This window comes from Leptothoe kymatousa TAU-MAC 1615 (genome assembly GCF_018739865.1).
In the GTDB taxonomy this organism is placed as follows: Bacteria; Cyanobacteriota; Cyanobacteriia; order Phormidesmidales; family Phormidesmidaceae; genus Leptothoe; species Leptothoe kymatousa.
This window is the reverse complement of sequence record NZ_JADOER010000004.1, coordinates 334,266-353,598: the sequence shown is the minus strand read 5'-3', so window position 1 is coordinate 353,598 and position 19,333 is coordinate 334,266. Positions and strand designations below refer to the sequence as shown.

Below are 19,333 nucleotides of genomic sequence, written 5' to 3'. Positions count from 1 at the left end.
AGATTTCTTTTTTAGAACAGGAAATAGCTGGATTTACACCCCAATTATGACATTAGACAAACCTAGCTTTATACAAAACAAAACCATGAATCATAGCCATTCCTTTCACGAACACAACTAAAAGCGAAAGCTGCCTAGAGTAAGCAAATTTGCCAACTCCCTAGACAGCTCTCTAAGTAAGCTTAATTCTCAATGATGTTAAGGCTTACTTGATTTTGCCTTCACTAGACGTAATTTCGTCAACCAGATTGTTCGCGTCCATTGCAATGGTGACAGCAGGAGCAAGACCAGCTGTATTACGCTCAACTAATAATACGGTAGAAGTAGTTTCACCCGTGGTGGAATCGGACAAAAGATAAGCGACGCCAGTGTACCCTTTTAGGGCCTTATCATCATCAGGACCAGCATACACAATGGAACCGACTGCATATTTATCACGAGCTGCAGTCGTCGTAGCTAAGTCAACGGCTGTGGCACCAGCATCATTAATGCCTACTGTTTCATTGGCATCCCCAGCCACATAATCTACGTTGGAGCCAAAGGTATAACGATCAGATACTGAGCGAATACCGACTCCAATTCCACTAATGTTTTGGGAAAAATAGTCATTCTCTAGACGATAAGCTTGCTGACCACGATTAACGGCACCAATGTTAGTAGCAGCTTCAGTTTGCTTAGCTTTATTGGCCTGGTTGAGGAAGGAAGGTAGAGCAATGGCGGCCAAAATACCGATGATGATGATTACTACCAGCAGCTCGATTAAGGTAAAACCTTCATCAGTTTTTTTCTTGCCTGCTAGGTGCTGCAATAGTTTGGCACGTAGAGTCGTTTTCATTATGTAATGTGTCTCCTTGAGGTTTGGGATGTAGCGTCTAGCTCCTAGCTTTTAACCTACCCATGGAAATCAGATCTCTTATCACTGAGGTTGAAAACCTGAAAAGCCTTGGTTTTGCTTGATTAGCGCTATGGTTTTAACCTACCCCTATGATCTAGGTGAGCTATCAGCCAATGTACAGAACTTGCACAAATAGGGCTAGTACTTTCTACGTAGTAATACTGGTATAGCTAGGGGTAAACCCTGGATTTTTCTTTAGGCAAGGGCTAAAAGCGTTCTACAGAGCTAAATTGAGCGGCTGTAGTCATTGCCCCTTCTCCACAGGTTTTGGGGGTGGGAAATAGTTTGGTGGGGTTGGCTAGACCTTGGGTGTTGATGGCCTGACGCACCCATGTCATGGTTTCTAGATCTGCGGCGGTATACATTTGGGGCATATAGCAGCGTTTGTCTGCGCCGATGCCATGTTCACCGGAAATGCTGCCACCGGCGGTGACGCAAAGCTTAAGGATTTCGCCCCCTAGGGTTTCGACGGTTTCTAGCTGGCCGGGCTCGGCATTGTTATAGAGAATTAGGGGATGCAAATTGCCATCGCCAGCGTGGAAAACGTTGGCGACGTCGTATCCATATTTTTTGCTCAATGTTTCGATTTCGTTGAGCACATGGGGCAATTGGGCCCTGGGAATGACGCCATCTTGCACGTAGTAGTCGGGGCTGAGTTTACCCATGGCGGCAAAGGCGGCTTTGCGGCCTTTCCAAAGGCGTAGGCGGTCTTCGGGGGTGGTGGCGATCGCAACCGACCTGGCCCCATTCGCCGTTACAATTTCGCTAACTTTTTGGGCACTGGCGGCCACATCGGCTGGGGAGCCGTCCACTTCCACCAGCAAAATGGCCGTGGCATCTCGGGGATAGCAGTCTAGGGCCACCACTTCCTCCACGGCGTTGATGCTAAAGTTGTCCATCATTTCCATCCCGGCTGGAATGATGCCGGCACTAATGATGTCGGACACGCTTTTTGCGGCGGCTTCAACGCTGTTAAAGTCCGCCAGCAGCGTTTGTACGCTTTCGGGGGATTTGAGAATGCGCAGGGTGATCTCGGTGGCAATGCCCAGGGTGCCTTCTGAGCCGACAAAAATACCCGTGAGGTCATATCCGGGGGGTTCTGGCATATCGCCCACGTCCACGACATCGCCATTGGGCAATACCAGCTTAAGCCCCAGGACGTGATTGGTGGTGACACCGTACTTAAGGCAATGGACACCGCCGGAATTTTCGGCAATGTTGCCACCGATGGAACAGACGGACTGGCTAGACGGGTCGGGGGCATAGTAAAACCCAGCGCCGCTAACGGCCTGGGTCACCCAATTATTGATGACGCCGGGCTGGACAACGATGCGCTGGTTATCGTAATCGATGTCCAAAATTTGGCGCATGCAGGCGGTAACAATTAGCACACTGTTTTCTAGGGGTAAGGCTCCGCCAGATAGCCCGGTGCCGGCCCCTCGGGTAACAAAGGGAAGGCGGTTGCGATCGCAGATTTTAACCGCAGCGGCAACCTCCTCTGTGGTTTTGGGTAACACCACAATGGCGGGGCGCTGGCGATAGCTGGTCAGACCATCACATTCATAGACCAGTAGCTCCTCTTTGCGGCGAATGACCTGATCATCACTGAGCGCCTCGACAAATTCCTGAACAATTGGCTGCCAGTCTCGTTGTTCAGCGGCTGTATCTTGTAATGCTGCCCCAGTCATTGCTCGTTGCCAATAATGTTAGTTCTAGTTTGATCCTAGACTAATCTCTCCCCATGGAGCATCTTGTTGGCGGCATCCAATAAAGCTTCTTCTAAATAGGGCTTTGTGAAGTAGCCACTGGCCCCCAGATCCACCGCCATTTGCCGGTGACGATCGGCACCTCGCGAGGTGAGCATGGCGATGGGAATTTCCTTAAGACCGCCATCCTTTTGTAACCGAGACAGCAGCTCCAAACCGTCCATGCGCGGCATTTCAATGTCACAGAACACCAGGTCACAGGGTAGGCCAGAGCGTAGTTTTTCCCAAGCCTCTTGGCCATCACGGGCCTGTTCCACCCGGTAGCCCACCTTGTTAAAGCTCATGGATAGGAGTTCTCGCACCGTGATGGAGTCGTCCACAATCAGAACGGTGGGTTCAGATTTCACCGAAGCGGCCTCCTGGGGAGGGGTCTCGTCGTTTTGTGCCCACACAGCCGCATTGGGTTCACGACGCACCCGTCCCATGGCCAAGTCAATAAGCTCTAGGACATCGGCAATGGGCATGACGCGACCATCACCGAGCACGGTCGCCCCCGCAATGCCGGTAGGTTTGGGAATCGGACCTTCCAACTGTTTGATCACGATTTCTTGCTCACCCATCACCTGATCCACTTGCAGGGCGATAAAGCTATTGGTGCTGCGCAGCACTACGATGGACACAATATTTTCGTCCTGGTTACCCCCATAGACACGGCCCCTACCGAGGGTGCGATTAAAGGATAGTAAGTCGGATAGATTTTGGAAGGGCAGCAGCGTATCACGCCAGAGGATGCAGTCTTCATTTTGGTCGTTTTTCTGGATGCGATCACGGGATACATCGAACATATCCTCCACACCATCCATGGGAAAGGCAATGCGGGCCTGGTTGCTAACACAGCTAAGGGCCTTAGAAATACTCAGCGTTAACGGTAAGCGAATCGTAAACGTAGTGCCCCGACCTGGTTCAGAGTCAATGGTGATGTTGCCGCGAATATCAGCCAAAGAAGTACGCACCACATCCATACCAAAGCCTCGGCCCGCAAAATCATCCGCTTGATCGCGCGTACTAAATCCCGGATGGAACAAAAGATCGTAGACATCTAGCACCGTCATGGACGGAATATCTGACTTAGAAATTAACCCTTTTTGCAAAGCCTTTTGCTTCACAATTTCAGGATCGATCCCCGCACCGTCATCCCCCACAGAAATCACGGTTTGGTTACCCTGGTAAAATGCGCGCACCGTAATCAGCCCCTCCGGGGATTTTCCAGAATCCTGGCGGCTTTGGGGAGTTTCAATACCGTGGGTAATGGCATTGTTCACCAAATGGGTCATGGGGTCATAGAGCTGCTCAAGGATCATTTTGTCAATCAAAATGTCTCGCCCTTCCACCACCAGCCGAGCTTCCTTACCGCACTTCAGGGAAATGTCTCGCACCGCCCGAGGTAATCGAGCCGCTGTTTGGGCAAACGGCACCATGCGGGCCTTATTCAGCCCTTCCTGCAACTGGTTCGTAACCTGCCTAAACTGGCGCGTTACCTGGTCAGAAGACTCTACCGTATAGGCAATATCAGAGGCCGACTCACGCACCCGCACAATCAGCTCGATCATTTCCTGGGAAAGGGTGTGGAAACCGGTAAACCGGTCCATTTCTAAGGCATCAAACGATTCTCCAGTGGCATGGTCCTCAGCACTTTCCACTGGGACTCCAGCATTTGCCATGTGATAGGACTGGCGACTCGAAATCAATGAACTCTCTAGCAGGGACCGCTCATACAAATCGCGCATCCGCTGACCCACGTCATTCAGCTGCTGCACCTGGAACAGTAGGTTCTCCAAAAATTGCCGCAGCCGTTCTTGATCTTGCTCTAGGGTATTGCGGTTTACCACCAATTCCCCTACCAGATTGCTCAGGTTATCTAAATGCCCAACCGAAACACGCATTGTTTGGTCAGTGACAACGCGCCGCCCGGTGGGTAGCCGATTGGGGCGATAGGCCGTGGCGCTGCTGGCGGCGGCCGTCGTCGTCAACGTCTGATCCGCATCCTGGAGCAGAGCTTCCAAATCACCAAACTCATCCTCTGCACTGGCCGGTGCAGCCTCCGTCGGCAAATCGACCGGGCTATCCAAAAGCGCTTCAAGATCACCAAATTCATCGGCATCCGCAGCGACTTCACCCGCCGCCGCATCGGCCGCAATATCTGGCCCCAAATCAGGCAGTTCGGCCACAGCTGGTAGGTCAGCCAGCAAATCTAGCTCCGCACCCATCACCCTGTCAGAGGGTCTCTCGTCAGAGGGGCCCTCTTCTGCGGGGGATTCTTCCTCATTCACAAAAGCAGTGACGATGCCGCCATCTTCTAAATCTAGGAGATCGAAGTCAAGCTCATCAGACGGTGGCGTCGTTAAAAGATCTGCATCGGAACCGTTAGCTATTTCAGAGCTGGAGTCGTCAAAGGCAAGGTCAAAATCTTCGGTACTGGCCTCCTCGGTCAGGGCTACATCGCCCAACAGATCGCCCAATTCTCCTTCAGCGGCTTCATCTGCTGGTGTGTCCATAGCTGTTTCCACAGGCTCAGACAGCATTTGCCCAGGGGACACATCCCCCATACCACCAGCATCGTCAAATAAATCATCTAAAGCGATGCCGACGCTAGCATCATCCACGGACAAGTCAGCCACAGGGTCAGACTCTTGAGCCGCCGCCTCGTCCACATCCTCAGTGGACGCCCAAAGATCATCGAGCTCTAAATTATCTTCTGACGCTTCCTCTGTAATAGCTAGGGACGGGGCTTCGGTGTCTGATAGATCTAGATTTGCTACCTCATCATCAGGCTCGGCCCAAACATCATCTGACAAGCTATCGTCCACTGGAACCGCCGCCGGAGAAGCGGCTTCTGCCGGGTTATCTATGGTCCATAGATCGTCGTCGCCTAAGGAATCTGCCGTAGAGGCTGGTGTGGCTGGAGCATCGTCCACCTGAAAGAAATCATCAAAGTCGGACTGGGTCGACGCTGGGGAAGTGGCCGCAGGTGGATCTAAGTAAAGTGGCCCAGCGTCATTGGTATTGAAAAAATCGTCGGATGATGACGTAGCCTCTGGCTGGGCCACATCATCGCCAAACAGGTCATCAACCTCACCGCTGGATGCTGCTTCTGAAGCAGGCGCCAGACCGTCTCCCAAGTCGTCTACATTCAGGTCATCCAGCACACTCGTTCCGTCCTCCAAACTCCCATCATCAGAGGGTGGACTATCGAGGAGTTCTAACCCATCCAGCAGATTAGACTCATCAGAAGAGTCGGGCTCCGCAGGAGAATCGAAAACAATATCTGACTGAGGTGAGGGGGACACTGCAATATCGTCGAAGAGACTACCCTCGTCTTCACTAGGGGCGTCAATATCATCGAACAGCGCACTATCTTCTACATCTGCTGCTTCGAGCTCAGCCCCATCGAGAGTATTGAACAGATCATCTACGGTGCCAGCGCTTTCAGCACCGCCCAAATCACCGAGGTCGGAAACCTCGGAAGCGAATAGGTCAGCGCCTACATCTTCAACACTTTCTAAAGCCTCCGAGGAAGCCTCTTCGGCACCTGAAACCTCAGGAGCGAATAGATCATCCACTGCATCAGCACCGCCCAATCCATCAAGGTCGGACACCTCGGAAGCGAACAGGTCAGCGCCTACATCTTCAATACTTTCTAAGGCCTCCTCTGAGGACTCCTCTGAGGCTGAAACATCAGCAGCGAACAGATCATCCATTGCATCTGCACCACCGCCCAACCCATCAAGGTCGGACACCTCGGAAGCGAATAGGTCAGCCCCTACATCTTCAACACTTTCTAAGGCCTCCCCTGAGGCCTCCTCTGAGGCTGAAACCTCAGCAGCGAACAGATCATCCACTGCATCTGCACCACCGCCCAACCCATCAAGGTCGGAAACCTCTGAAGCAAATAGGTCAGCGCCTACATCTTCAACACCTTCTAAAGCTTCAGAGGAGGCCTCCTCTGAAGCTGAAACATCGGCCGCGAACAGGTCATCTACAGTGACTGCACCACCGCCTAACCCATCAAGGTCGGAAACCTCGGAGGCGAACAGATCAGCCCCTACATCTTCAACGCTTTCTACCTCGTCAGTATTAGGAGCCTGATCGAACAGATCATCGATGGAGGTCAGGCTGTCTGAAAGCTGATCATCACCATTGGATGGTGTGGATTCTGATTGGCTGGTGAGGCTATCGAATTCGCTACTCAAATCCTCTGAGCTATCAGGGATATCGTTGTCCCCAAACAAGTCAGCTAGTTCGTCTCCGGAAGCAAAGTCATTGGCGTCAATATTTTGCTCTGCAGAATTATCATTGAGCAGATCCTCAAAGTCGGGACTGGCATCCATCCCCAATGATTGCAGTGGATCACCCTCACTGCGAATCGGCACGTCTTCCTCTTGCCAACCACCCTCTAAATCATTTTCGCTATTAGTCTCAAAGAGATCGGCAAGACTGGTTAGCTCAGCGGCCCCTACATCTGGGCCAGAGGGAGATACAGCGGCTTCATTGAGTAGATCGTCTAGGGAAACGGCTTCGCCAGTGACGGGCTGAGCTACTTCGTTAGACGCCAAACTAGCGTCTTCTAGAACAGACAAGTCGTCGAGTTCTAGGGTTGTGTCGGCAGATGCCAAGTCACCATCGACAAAGTCGCTTTCTCCAAATAGGGCGTCGAAATCATCGGCGGGTTCACTTGCACTGCCCTGGGCGGCAAGGGTTTGTAGGGTATCAGAAATTATAATTTCTGGTTCTCGCCCGGCCAATACTAGGTCTTGAGCTTTTTTGACTTCTTTGATCAACACTGGCGCCAGGGTGCGGTAGTCATTATTGAGATCGCATACAGCCCAGCGAGAATGCTGAATCAAACTCAACCAGGTGGGCAAATTAAACTGCTCCCCAAAGCGTTCTAGAACCCGGCAACATTCCTCCAGCGCCGCTCTACTTTCATCCGTATCCGCCTGCTTAAAGCGGCCCAGCATTTCTCGCAGAGAGACCGACACATCACTACTAAACACCAGCTTCAGAGCACTTTCTTCCACTGGATGAGTGGCGGGCGCTGTAGTGGCCGTAGGTGGAGCAACCGTCGAGGGGACGGGCGCTGCCTCCGCACTGGATACTAGCTGATCTAAATGCTCCTGCAGCTGCTGAAAAACTGGCTCTACACCAGTCATGATGCTTTGCTCTTTTTCATCAGTCAGGCCAAACGGCCCCTGCAGCTGTTCTAGTAGCTCTTGCAGGGCGTCAAACACCCGCAAAAACATGGATTCTAGGGGCCGATCAACTTGAACCGGCGCTTCCTTTAATAACTTAAAATAATCTTCTAAACGATGGGACGTACGCTGCATACTCTCGATGCCCAGCATCGCCGCTCCACCTTTGACGGAATGAGCTGCACGAAACACCTCATTGGCCATCTCCGGGTTGCCAATGGTTGCCTGAAGGTTTAACAGACCCTGCTCAATCGTATTGAGATGATCCTTTGCTTCTTCAATGAAGTAGCCCAATATACGCTGCTGTTGTTGTTCAGGCACCATCACCCTTATCTCCCTAGATAAAATCGAAAATTAGGCTAGTCCTTCCACTCGAGATAGCGATAGCCGTCATTTTTTGACGTACTTGTTTAGGTAGCTTTACCCAATCTATCTGCTCCAATCTGCACTCCATCTCCTGACAATCAACGTATAAGGGATTGAATCACACTATTTTTTCTCTCCTTCTACCTTAAACCGCTCAACTGATGTGAGTAAATCTCGTGCTACACCCACTAGATTCTGCAGTGACGTCGACACTCGCTGAGATTCTTGGGAGGTTTCTTGCGCGGATAGTTCAACGGATTGCATTACCTGGGCCACGGCTCGGGATGTTTCAGTTTGTTCAACCGTATCAGCCGTAATAGAACGCACCAACACATCAATCCGATTGGATACCTGAATGATGTCCTCTAGGGACCGTTTAGCTTGTTCAGCCAAGCGCGTACCTTCGATTACCTGCTGAGTGCCTTCCTCCATGGCCGTCATTACACTGCTTGTCTCACCCTGAATTTGCAAGACGATTTGCTCGATTTCCTTAGATGCTTTAGCCGCACGATCCGCTAGCTGCCGGACTTCATCGGCCACAATCGCAAATCCTCGCCCGGCCTCTCCGGCACGGGCCGCCTCGATACTCGCGTTTAGGGCCAGCAAGTTGGTCCGAGAGGCAATCTGGGAAATCAACGCCACAATCTTGGAAATCTCCTGGGAAGATTCCGCCAAACGCTTCACCTTGCGAGTTGTTTCAGCCACCGTTTCTCGAATTTCGAGAATACCCGCCACCGTCCGCTCTACGGCTTCGCCACCCCGTAGGGCCGTAGCCGAAGCCGACCGTGCCACTTCCTCAGCTTCTTGGGCGCTGTCGGCCACCCGCTGAATCGACTCGGTCATCACTTGGACAGAATTCAGGGTGACCGCCAACTCCTCAGCCTGACGCAGGGCATCAGCCGACAAACTGCGGGCAAACATCTCATTATCAGACGAACTCTTGGTAACCTGTAGGGCAGCGGCACTCACCTGTTGCACAATTTCCCGTAGGTTTTGAATGGTTAAGTTGAAGGAGTCGGCCACTGCTCCCAATACGTCGGCCGTAACCTCCGCCTGCACGGTGAGGTCACCACGGGCGGCACCTTCTACATCATCTAGCAAGCGAATTACCTGACGCTGCAAATCTTCCTTGGCCTGCTCTTGCTCCTGCGCCTTGCGCTGGGCCTCACTGGTCGTGGTGAGAATAACGCGAGCCATCTGGTTGAAGCCCGTGGCGAGCTGCCCTAGATCATCACTGGAATACACCGTTGCCCGGGCATTTAGATCCCCTTGGGACACCAGATCAAACTGCTGTTGCAGGTTATCGATGGAACGCTTGGCCTGACGATCGATCAGAAAGCCTAACCCCAGCACGGCCAGGAAGCTAGACACCGCCGCCGCCCCACCCATGGCCGCCGGTCGCATCCGGGCAACTAAATTATGGTTCTCTGGGGAGATATCGTCTGCCAATCGACCCAGGGTGGCCTGGTTAACGGCCGTAACAGAAATGACAGACACTAACGCCGCTGCCGCTGCCATTAAAATTCGCTTCGTCCCCCAAGAGGCATTACTTAGGGCCCCAAGGGCGCCAGAGTCCTCTTCTGCCGCCGCCGCAGGAGCCGATTCATCCCCCTGGGTAAAGGACGGCAACTGATCGGCTGTTTCGATACTAAAGATATCGTCGTCACCAATAATGGTCTGATCTTCGTCTTCTACTAGGCTAAATCCCGATCCCCCTCGCCCTGATGGGTCAGCCAAGCTTGGATCTGCACCCACTGGCGACTCTGGGAATTCAGTGGAGCCTTCAGACAAATCGAATTCGGGCAAGCTACCCAAATCATCAAACTCATCAAACTCATCTAGAAAGTCAATGTCTCCTTGCTGACTTTCTAGCCCCTCCATGGGCTCCACTGGAAAGGCTTGATCTGCCACCGGAAATGTTTGCTCACCGGTTTCTCCATCGATCAGCTCGTCAGTGGCAGCTTCCATCCCTGAGAGGGTGGAAGGTTCACCAAACTCCTGAAAATCAGAAATGGGTAGGCTGTCATCGGGAACCTCGACATCGGGCTCCATCATAAAGAGAGTTTTGTCTTCGGTATCCTCAAATTCAACGGGACCGGTAACTGGCACCCCCAAGTCCGACGTACTGTCTGCAATCAGAAAGTCTTCATTTATATCTGGCAGTTCATCGACACCGCCATCTAAGCTACCGACTGCGGCAAAGGCTTCATCAAAATCGTCTTGATCCCGCTGGGACAATTCTGGATTAGCGACGGACGGATCCTGGACAAGGCTATCTAAGGTCGTTTCACTGTCCTTGTCAGTGGATTCGACAATGCTCTCTAAGCTACTGTCGGCAAATGGATCCATGAGCTCACCACTGCCCAGATCCGTACCCATGGATAAGTCTCCCATGGAAAAAGGATCGTCATCGCCGAGCACTTCGTCGTCATCGCCGGATGTGCTGTCGTAATCAGCGATCGCACTGAATGGATCGGCCATGGAGTCAGTGGCCAGATCATAGCCATCACCAACCTCCACATTCGGGTCACTAAGTTCTAAGTCATTATCATTACTAGACTGATTCGCCGTCGGCTCAGTTTGCAAACTGGCCCCTTCCGCGTCCTCAAACGACAAATCCAGTCCTGCACTCAGATCATCTCCATCGTCCCCCATGTCTCCGTACAGTTCGATGGAGTCAAACAAACCGTCTGCACTAATATCATCTAGACCATTTTCATCGGCCTGGCCCTGCCCTACATCCATCTGCTCGGCATAGGTTAGACCGTTATTGGCATAGTTCACAAACTCAGGGTCCGTGGTCAAATCCAAAACAGACTTATATTGAGTGCGCGCCACATCATAGGCACTCAGACCGTAACAATAGATATGCCCCTTGAGCAGAAGCACATTCGGATCGCTCGGGTAGTTTTCCGCCAATTGCTCAATAATATCGGCAGCCTCTTCATAGCTGCCCTGCATATATGCACGTTCTGCCGCTTGATAAGTTTGAGCGTAATCTATACCCGATGCCATCTGTATTCTCCTGCCAGTCTAAACATCTCCATCTTGTCGAATCCGTTGCAGCTAAGCTGCCCAACGTGCTGAACGCAATATGGCAACATGGTCTAATAGCTTTAATGAACTATCTGAGCCGGCATCCAAGACCCACTCACCCTTAAGAAAAGGAGCCATCGTATCGGAATAGTCCCGTGACATCTTCATGTGCTCCGCATCTAGCCAATCTGTACCAACTATCTGATTAACGGCTAAGCCTAACATAGTCCCCTGATGTTCAACAGCAATTACTGGAATTTCTGCCCTATCTGTATTCATAGGATGGGGATACCCCAAAAATTGACCCAAGTCAGCGACCCAAATCACACGTCCCTGTTCGTTTAAGGTACCTAAAAGCAAAGGCGATACATTCGGCACAGGCGTAATCCGATCCGGAGGATTTTCAATAATTCGACGAATGCCGATGGCCGGCAGCGCAAACTCATCTTGAGCCCCAATGTAGAAGCGGAGATGAAGTTCACCATCAGGCGTTTCAATCTTCTGAAGCTCGGGGTCTTGATCCTGCCCTACACCGGTTTGAAAGTCTGGATTACCAACCATCGGCCCCTGTTACCTCATAACTCATAAACATTTCAAGCACGTAGTAGTTGCTTAACGGTCCCCAACAGCTCAGTTGGCTGAAAAGGTTTTGCTATATAGGCATCTGCCCCCTGCTTCATGCCCCAATACCGGTCAAATTCTTCCCCCTTAGAAGAACAAAGAACAACCGGCACATTTTGAGTAGCCGGATCAGACTTAATACGTCTACAAACTTCGTAACCATTCATACGAGGCATAACAATATCTAAAACAACTAGATCAGGTAAATCCCCTTGGATGTGGGCCAGTGCTTCAACACCATCACTAGCAACGGCAACGTTCAGCCCATTACCCTTTAATAAATCAATAATCATCTCTCGTTGGGCAACGCTGTCTTCCACTACTAAAACCGTATTCATAACCTGAATTTCGCCGTTTAAGACCGGTTCATATCTTGATTCAACTCATTATGCCCTTCTACGAGGAAATAGCTAGTTGAGTAGTATGCCCAGTTGATAATGACCATGGGGAGTCAGTCAGCGATTGGTTAGGCAAACCATGAATTCATGGGCTTATTAATGCACACCCTACCGCTTGTGCCTAATAAAATACCCGCCCATGTCTAATTTATTAAACTTTCATCAAAATTCTTTTGTTTGTGGAATGGGATCCCATCGCCAAAGCATCGCCAAAACTAACCATGGCCGTTGTTAATTGAGGACGTGAATTCAGCGAAAAGACCTGCAAATACCCTGAATCTGAAGAATAAGACATTTCGAGGAGCCACAACGCTAGGGTGGTTTATTCTTTTTGAGCCGACACTACTTTATACCCCCTAACTCAGCGATTTTATGGGGTGCTCCAACTTTCAGGATTCAACGTGGCAGATATTTCCTGCTCGAGCAGGGTTTCAGGCGCTAGCCGCTTAGGGTTTCCGCGCCCCACATATTTTTCCACCAGGGCCAATAGCTCATGGCTATCAAACGGCTTGGTGAGATAGTCCGTAGCCCCTGCCATATTGGCTTTGACGCGATCCACAAAGTTATTCTTACCCGTCAGCATAACAATGGGTAGGGCCTGGAAATAGGGCGCCTGACGCAACATCGCGCACAGCTGATGCCCTTCAATATCCGGCATGGCAATATCACAAAGGATTAAGTCTGGCTTGAGACTAAATAACAAGCTCAGGGCCTTCACCGGACTGGCAATGGAGGTGACTTCATATCCATGGGTATCGAGGGTCATTTCAACTGTCTGTCTGATGGATGCGGTGTCATCAATACAGACGATGCGCGGTACGGCCTGGATGATGGAGCCCTTTGTCTTAGTTAGCGGCAAGGGCTGTGGACGATTAATGAACTGAATATCTCCCCGCTGAATATGGGGATAAAGTTCGTTAGCGATACTAAAAATAGGGCGATGGAGCTGGCGTGAAAGCTTCAGGATAGAGGTTTTGCCATCAGCCTTAGTCAGCAGCGCAGATAGCTCATCAGAGTTCGCTTCTACGGGTGGGATCGTACTGAGGGGGCAATCGTAAATAGAGCTTACGTGGGGCTGAAGCTTTAACCATCCCTGTAGTTGCCTCGTCACCTGATTGAGAAATGGGGCCAGACTAAACTCCGTCAGCTGAGGGCTCAACGAGGCATGAAAGTGGAACGAAAACCGCCCCTCGTGCAGGCTGATCACTTCAAATAACGTTTCTTCAATCAAGCGATAGAGCGTAGCTCGGGCTTGTTGGGGCGTCACCACACCGTTTTCTAGCAACCACCACAGGGCGCCATATTCAGGCGGGCGCAGGGGGGCCAGATTTTTTAAGTCCAAGCGATTGTGCCAACGGTCGGCAAGATTATACGGCTGCAACAGGTCCCTAAGTCGGACTAACTGCTCGTTAGTCCGACCAGCGTAAAGGATGCCGCCATTAGCAAAAAAGAGTAACCATGACGTGGGCTGCCCCTGCCTATCAAAGGACTCAATGTAAAGTTCGCCCGTCTGCTGACCGATATCAATCAGTTGAAAAATACTGCGAATATCCAGCTCGCTTAACTGGCCTTGCATAGACTTATCCTAGGGGGTTGGCACTTGGTAATTAGATTGGCGGCATTAATAGGCGGCATTAGCTACAATCTACTAGCATTTGACTGTAGCGCTAAAATTGCTGGCAGGTTTGACTATATGGCCTAAATAGTTTAGCGATTGTTTATAAATTGACATTGTTTTATGTGAATGGTGTGTGCCAATGTCGTTTTTTACTTAGATGTGCACGTAGAGCTGTACATATTTGATGAAGACCGATAGCAACACACTAAGGCATTTGCCCATTAAGGTAGTGTCTAGATAATAAGGGTTTTATATAAATAGAGTTTTCTGCTCAATGCCGATAAACTAGGTGAGCCATTAGGAAATCTTGATTGTGATATCAATCACACGTTACCTCGCCAACGTCATGATTGATTTTGCACAAATATTTTGATACATAGATTGCTTTAAGTTTTTATATTACTGACTAAGCGAGACGTGGATGTTTGTAGGTAAATAGCTTTTATCAAGCTATTGGTTAAATGAAGGGGATGCCAGCGTGCGTTATTTGGCCGAGGTTCAGAAAAAAAGTGGATTTATGGGCGGCAACCGGGCTGAGTTTAAGCTGCTAGCCTGCGAGCGCTCAGAACAAAATTGGAGTGCGGTATCCGGCGATGAGCTGATTCAAGCTCCCGATGATGCTGGGTATGGTGCTGGGACCTTGGTCCTAATCGAACTATCGAATGGCCGTCAAGTGCAGCGCCACTATGAAGCCGGACGCCAGTTGGTCAGTATTCTGCAAAATTTTTCTAGCTTGAACAAAAAGTTCAAGGCCCAAGAAGACGAAATCGAGCAATGGAAGGAGTCCCTCACTTACCAAAGCCAGGCCTTAAATCAACGGGAGTTAGAACTCGACACCCGGGAAGACGAAGTGAAACAGGCGGAGTCTGACCTGACTGAGCTGGAACAACAGAAGCAGGAACTGGAAACGTTTCGCACAGAGCTGGATGAACAACGTCAGGACTATGAGCGCAAAAATGCTGAGTTGGAAGGTGCTTGGGCTCACTTAAACGGGGAAAAGCAAAAGCTAGAAGAGAACCGTGAAGCTGACGTATCATCGGCTGGGTTAGACGATTCTCAAACTCAAAAGCTGCGCGAATCTGTGGAAAGGCTAGTCGCTAATGTGGCCCCCATGGAAGATATGCGTCAACAGCTCAACAGCACTAGGGATGCTTTAGGCGAGCACCAAGGGCTGATCCAAGGCTGGCAGCAAATGGTGGCCGAGCAGCAGCCCCAAATTCAAGATAAGGAAGCGGCCGTTGAGCGATTTAAGCAGTCTGTTGAGCAGCTTTATCAGACCATTGATGGTGATCGCAATTCTTTGTTGGAGCTGTGTTTAGAGCAGCAGCAGGTCAAGGTTGAGCTGATCCAGAAAAAGCATCAAAATCAGCTGGTTTCACAGCAGATAAATCAGCAAAGTGGCGTGTACCAAAGGGTGTACGACCTTTTGACTACGGGCGATCAGGTTCGATTGGGTAAGAAAATCGATCTGACTAAGCTGGAGGAGATGTCCATAGAAGAGCTTGAGGCTCTGGTGGCCAATATGGAAACAGATTGGGACAAGATGTCTCGGTTTGTGAGCGACCAGGATGAGGAACTGGCCTATCAGCAACAGACGATTGATGAGCTTCGCCAGAAGGCTGATGCGGCCAGCGAATATGATCGGCTGCAGATTGAAGCGGAGATGAGCGAAGAGCAGGATCGCTACGATATGCTCAATAAGACGTTGGTGGGTCAGCAGCGGAATTTACTTGAGCGGGAAGAGGTCTTAAGCCAACATCGCGCTGTGTTGCTACGTCGTCAGGGGAAAGCGACGGTGGAAAGCCCCATTGCTGATGCGGCGGATTTGGAACCTGTGCTGGACCATATTGATCAGGTGCGTCAGCAGCTGACGCAGCAAACTGGCGAATTAGAAGAGCTGATTGCTCAGCTACAGGCCCGCAGTGAGGCTTTACAGCAACAAATTGATGCGAAGGAAGCTGAACTGGCTACCCAGTTTAGCAATCTTGAGCAAGAGCGGGAAACGTTGGAACAGGCGGTTAAGGATTGGACTGGGTTGGAAGCTGCGATCGCAACCCGCAATGAGTGCTTAGGCCCCGTCAACGAAAAAACGACCGCTGTACAGCAAGTGCTAGATACTGTCTTCAGCACATTAGATCGGTTCCAAGAGGTCAACGATTATCAACTGCAGGCCATCGCTGAAATGCAGCAGACCATCCAAAGCCTATCGAATCATCCTGCCGCAGTTTAATTTCCCATCCACCACCATCCACCAGTTTTGGTTTTCACCATTGCCACTGCTGATTTAAGGCATAAAGCAATCGACAAAATTGGCTAATCGTCTGGATATAACAACTAAAATCATCATGAGGATTCGCAACGCCTCATATTTTTAACCCTGCTTTCCTATTTATGATTTGGGTAAACGAACACATCGATCCATCCGGAATCATCTATTCCGCAATTGCCACCTGCAATCAAACCGCCGCTGAAGAATGCCATGCTACCTTCAAAGCCTCCCTCACCCCCGAACAAAAAGAGGCCGGTTGGGTTGCCAGACTAAGAACCGTAGACTCCTGGGACGATGTCCCCATTAGCGCCCTCAAACTGTCATAGACAACCATGCAAGAACCCTTCATTAAATTGAGCCAATTCCTTAAACTCAATGACCTAGTGCAATCAGGCGGGGAAGCCAAGCATCTGATCCAGTCTGGCTATGTCCTGGTCAACGACGAAGTCGAAGTACGGCGAGGCCGCAAGCTATACCCCGGCGATCAGGTAACCTTTGAAGACCAGACCTATACCGTAACAACGGCGGCCCCAGAGACGTAAGACAGAAGCCACACCCACACTGCCGGGTGCACCCATGCCGTTAAGGCGTCATCTTTTCCCTAGACCATAAAAGCCCATGGCCCCCAAGTTGATTTCAACTTGGGGGCCATTAAGCCTATAAATTTAACCGGGACGCGTTAGATCAACTACTTACGCACAGGTGCTGCCTGCAAATGAAGATCGCCTGCACTGCTATGGCCATTGTGGCTAGACGCACGGTGGCCGTTACCATGGTGACCATTGCTATGGTGACCGTTACTATGGTGACCATTGCCATGGTGGTCGTTATTTACAGCGGCAGGACGCGGCTGAATCAGACCATAACCACCATGATTACGGTCGTACATCACATTAATCTGATTCGTTTCTATGTTGTGAAACACATAGAAGTCGTGATCAATCAGCTGCAAGTTTTCCAATGCCTCCTGCGCCGTCATTGGCACCATGGCAAAGTACTTGGTTCGAACCACCTCTGCTGGTAGCTGTGGTTTTCCCTGGGCTAAGAGTTCACTGACCTGCAAATCCGCTCCATCGGAACTGATATCCACATCCATGGAACGCACCGATACATGATCAGTGCTTCGACGTTTTTCCTTATATTTACGTAATTGACGACTAATTTTATCAGCTACTAAATCAATACTTGCATATAGGCTGTCACTACTCTCCTCTGCCCTTACAACAGCCCGATTAACATGAACAGTTACTTCAGCATATTGACGCGTGGGCATCTTCACTCCACCAGCCACAGACAAGCACACATCAACCTTATTGATCATGCGCTGAAAATGGCTTACTGACTTTTCAATCTTTTGAGAAACATGCTGACGAATAGCCTCGGTAATTTCAATATTTTTACCTTGGATAACAAGCTTCATAATAAGCCGCCTCCATCAATAGAAGATAAGCGATTGTTTTCACCCTAACACTTTAATTTCCAGAGAGTTTTCTGGTTAAAGAACATTTTTATCCGTTGATAATTCTTTAGAATAGGATTGGGAGTATCTCATATAAGTCATTGATCTCAGTTCAGTATTTTCCTGTAAAATCCCTATATATAGAGGTTTTCATCCATTGAATAGGGCATAAATACGGGGTTGTTCATTAACCGCATCTTTTATTTTATTAAGCTTTTAATCAGTGAAGAAATTAGCAATGCCCCCCACCAAAAAGCTACATTGGATACTTTTTTTTAGTCATAATCGATAAATTGTGTACGCAAGTATACGGATATTGACTTATCTACAATGGCCTAGGGGATCAATATTTTTCTAATGGTTAAAGATAGGAAACTTATTGTTCAAGATCTTGGATTAATTGAGTACAAACTGGCTTGGAAATATCAGCAGGAACTCGTATCCCTGCGAAAAACAGATAGCAGCTTAAACGATATTTTGCTCCTAGCTGAGCATCCTCCGGTTTACACCCTAGGCACCGGTTCAAACACTCAGTTCGTACACTTCGATTTAGAAAATCCCGAATACGATGTTTATCGTGTAGAGCGCGGTGGAGAAGTCACATATCACTGCCCAGGGCAGCTAGTGGGCTATCCAATTTTGAATTTAAATCACCATCAGCGAGACTTGCATTGGTATCTACGCCAACTAGAAGAAAGCCTAATTAAGGTGCTGGCCCATTATCAAATCCAAGGCCAGCGTGTCGATGGGATGACAGGGGTGTGGGTGGAAGACTATAAAGTAGCCGCCATCGGCATTAAGGTCAGCCGATGGATCACGATGCATGGGTTTGCCCTGAATGTATGCCCCGACCTATCTGGATTTAAGCGCATCACCCCCTGCGGCATTGCCGATCGTCCCGTGGGCAGCATGGCGCAGTTTTTAGCAAATGTCGCCGTGGCAGATGTGAAACCCGCCTTAATAGAAAACTTTGCCCAAGTGTTTCAACTACATGGGTGCGCTACCAACGGTTCACTAGCGCATAATTCCGGATCTACGAACAATAGAAAAGCTTAGAGAACTGTTTTGAAGATAGTGTAGTTATGTATTCTGAAAAAGAATAACCATACCCAGGGCGCTTGATTTAAGGTGAGCTACCTTGCACTAGATGCAGTGCCTAAATTAGGGGCTGTAGTTTTCACAGCCTCGTCTGGAATGGCGAATCGCCTTTTAGATCAATACAATGGTCTGATAACGGACATTTAGCCTATGCCCGACCACAGTTTCCCTGAAGTCAACCCTCCTGATGGAGGTAACACGAGTATCCAGTCCTTTTTGCACGTTGAGGAAAAAAATACGTTTGCTCCCATGGTTGATTCCAGCCAGGAGTCTTGGCCACAGCTTCTCCATGAACATCAGCCTGAAGCTAATGCCTTCATCAAACCCCTAACATTCCATGCCGATCCCCTAACTCCCCTACGGTTACGGGATGAGCTAGCGCTGGACGAAGTATTTGACAACGGCTATCACATGGAAGAGGTGTTGAGTGATATCCGCGCTCGGCTAGGGCAGCTCTGCCCTGAGCCTTGCTGGGATGATGAATCGTTTAATTTTTTAAGGGGCTACCTATAGCCGAAATAGGCTAAATGCAAATTGGAAAGGCAATATCCCCTGTCCTGGGTATAGGAACAGGGGATATTGCTTTATTAAGACCTACCTCTACCACCAGGTAAAACG

Annotated in this window: 13 protein-coding genes; 5 read left to right on the top strand and 8 right to left on the bottom strand. The window is 49.9% G+C overall.

What is annotated here, in order from left to right; translation table 11 throughout:
* Positions 1–205: 205 nt before the first annotated feature.
* The 7 genes from IXB28_RS16705 to IXB28_RS03965 form a co-directional block, all read right to left on the bottom strand.
* Positions 206–835, bottom strand: coding sequence for a type IV pilin-like G/H family protein (locus IXB28_RS16705; protein WP_215617250.1), 630 nt, complete (start codon positions 833–835; stop codon positions 206–208).
* Between the two features lie 266 nt (positions 836–1,101).
* Positions 1,102–2,583 carry a glycolate oxidase subunit GlcD gene (glcD, locus tag IXB28_RS03990; RefSeq protein WP_215617249.1) on the bottom strand — a complete coding sequence of 494 codons (1,482 nt, stop codon included), beginning with the start codon at positions 2,581–2,583 and terminating at the stop codon, positions 1,102–1,104.
* 35 nt (positions 2,584–2,618) lie between these two features.
* Positions 2,619–8,174, bottom strand: coding sequence for a hybrid sensor histidine kinase/response regulator (locus IXB28_RS03985; protein ID WP_215617248.1), 5,556 nt, complete (start codon positions 8,172–8,174; stop codon positions 2,619–2,621).
* A gap of 165 nt (positions 8,175–8,339) precedes the next feature.
* Entirely contained in the window at positions 8,340–11,231 is a 2,892-nt protein-coding gene (locus IXB28_RS03980; protein ID WP_215617247.1) for a methyl-accepting chemotaxis protein, read from the bottom strand.
* Between the two features lie 51 nt (positions 11,232–11,282).
* Positions 11,283–11,813 carry a CheW domain-containing protein gene (locus tag IXB28_RS03975; RefSeq protein ID WP_215617246.1) on the bottom strand — a complete coding sequence of 177 codons (531 nt, stop codon included), beginning with the start codon at positions 11,811–11,813 and terminating at the stop codon, positions 11,283–11,285.
* Between the two features lie 32 nt (positions 11,814–11,845).
* The gene (locus IXB28_RS03970; RefSeq protein WP_215617245.1) at positions 11,846–12,211 is read right to left on the bottom strand and encodes a response regulator transcription factor; all 366 of its coding nucleotides are present in this window, start codon (positions 12,209–12,211) and stop codon (positions 11,846–11,848) included.
* Between the two features lie 430 nt (positions 12,212–12,641).
* Entirely contained in the window at positions 12,642–13,847 is a 1,206-nt protein-coding gene (locus tag IXB28_RS03965) for a response regulator (RefSeq protein WP_215617244.1), read from the bottom strand.
* A gap of 520 nt (positions 13,848–14,367) precedes the next feature.
* On the opposite strand from IXB28_RS03965, the gene hmpF reads away from it, so the two are divergent.
* The 3 genes from hmpF (at position 14,368) to IXB28_RS03950 (ending at position 16,700) form a co-directional block, all read left to right on the top strand.
* Positions 14,368–16,119 (top strand): pilus motility taxis protein HmpF, encoded by a 1,752-nt coding sequence (gene hmpF / locus IXB28_RS03960; protein ID WP_215617243.1) that lies wholly within the window; start codon positions 14,368–14,370, stop codon positions 16,117–16,119.
* A 161-nt stretch (positions 16,120–16,280) separates the two neighbouring features.
* Complete coding sequence (locus tag IXB28_RS03955) at positions 16,281–16,484, top strand: glycogen debranching protein (RefSeq protein ID WP_215617242.1); 204 nt, start codon at positions 16,281–16,283, stop codon at positions 16,482–16,484.
* Between the two features lie 6 nt (positions 16,485–16,490).
* Entirely contained in the window at positions 16,491–16,700 is a 210-nt protein-coding gene (locus IXB28_RS03950) for an RNA-binding S4 domain-containing protein (protein WP_215617241.1), read from the top strand.
* Between the two features lie 146 nt (positions 16,701–16,846).
* On the opposite strand, the gene hpf is transcribed toward IXB28_RS03950, so the two are convergent.
* Positions 16,847–17,578: a ribosome hibernation-promoting factor, HPF/YfiA family gene (gene hpf, locus IXB28_RS03945; RefSeq protein WP_215617240.1), complete on the bottom strand. Its 732-nt coding sequence runs from the start codon at positions 17,576–17,578 to the stop codon at positions 16,847–16,849.
* Between the two features lie 396 nt (positions 17,579–17,974).
* On the opposite strand from hpf, the gene lipB reads away from it, so the two are divergent.
* Both lipB and IXB28_RS03935 read left to right on the top strand, forming a co-directional pair.
* Positions 17,975–18,673, top strand: a complete 699-nt coding sequence (gene lipB / locus IXB28_RS03940; RefSeq protein ID WP_215617239.1) for a lipoyl(octanoyl) transferase LipB — start codon at positions 17,975–17,977, stop codon at positions 18,671–18,673.
* A gap of 291 nt (positions 18,674–18,964) precedes the next feature.
* On the top strand, positions 18,965–19,228 hold the full coding sequence (locus IXB28_RS03935) for a hypothetical protein (protein WP_215617238.1): 264 nt from the start codon (positions 18,965–18,967) through the stop codon (positions 19,226–19,228).
* Positions 19,229–19,333 lie beyond the last annotated feature (105 nt).

Coding starts and splice junctions, on each gene's coding strand:
- hpf (WP_215617240.1), bottom strand. CDS start 17,578: ATGAAGCTTGTTATCCAAGGTAAAAATATTGAAATTACCGAGGCTATT.
- IXB28_RS03955 (WP_215617242.1), top strand. CDS start 16,281: ATGATTTGGGTAAACGAACACATCGATCCATCCGGAATCATCTATTCC.
- IXB28_RS03935 (WP_215617238.1), top strand. CDS start 18,965: ATGGTTGATTCCAGCCAGGAGTCTTGGCCACAGCTTCTCCATGAACAT.
- IXB28_RS03965 (WP_215617244.1), bottom strand. CDS start 13,847: ATGCAAGGCCAGTTAAGCGAGCTGGATATTCGCAGTATTTTTCAACTG.
- IXB28_RS03970 (WP_215617245.1), bottom strand. CDS start 12,211: ATGAATACGGTTTTAGTAGTGGAAGACAGCGTTGCCCAACGAGAGATG.
- lipB (WP_215617239.1), top strand. CDS start 17,975: ATGGTTAAAGATAGGAAACTTATTGTTCAAGATCTTGGATTAATTGAG.
- IXB28_RS03975 (WP_215617246.1), bottom strand. CDS start 11,813: ATGGTTGGTAATCCAGACTTTCAAACCGGTGTAGGGCAGGATCAAGAC.
- IXB28_RS16705 (WP_215617250.1), bottom strand. CDS start 835: ATGAAAACGACTCTACGTGCCAAACTATTGCAGCACCTAGCAGGCAAG.
- glcD (WP_215617249.1), bottom strand. CDS start 2,583: ATGACTGGGGCAGCATTACAAGATACAGCCGCTGAACAACGAGACTGG.
- IXB28_RS03980 (WP_215617247.1), bottom strand. CDS start 11,231: ATGGCATCGGGTATAGATTACGCTCAAACTTATCAAGCGGCAGAACGT.
- IXB28_RS03950 (WP_215617241.1), top strand. CDS start 16,491: ATGCAAGAACCCTTCATTAAATTGAGCCAATTCCTTAAACTCAATGAC.
- IXB28_RS03985 (WP_215617248.1), bottom strand. CDS start 8,174: ATGGTGCCTGAACAACAACAGCAGCGTATATTGGGCTACTTCATTGAA.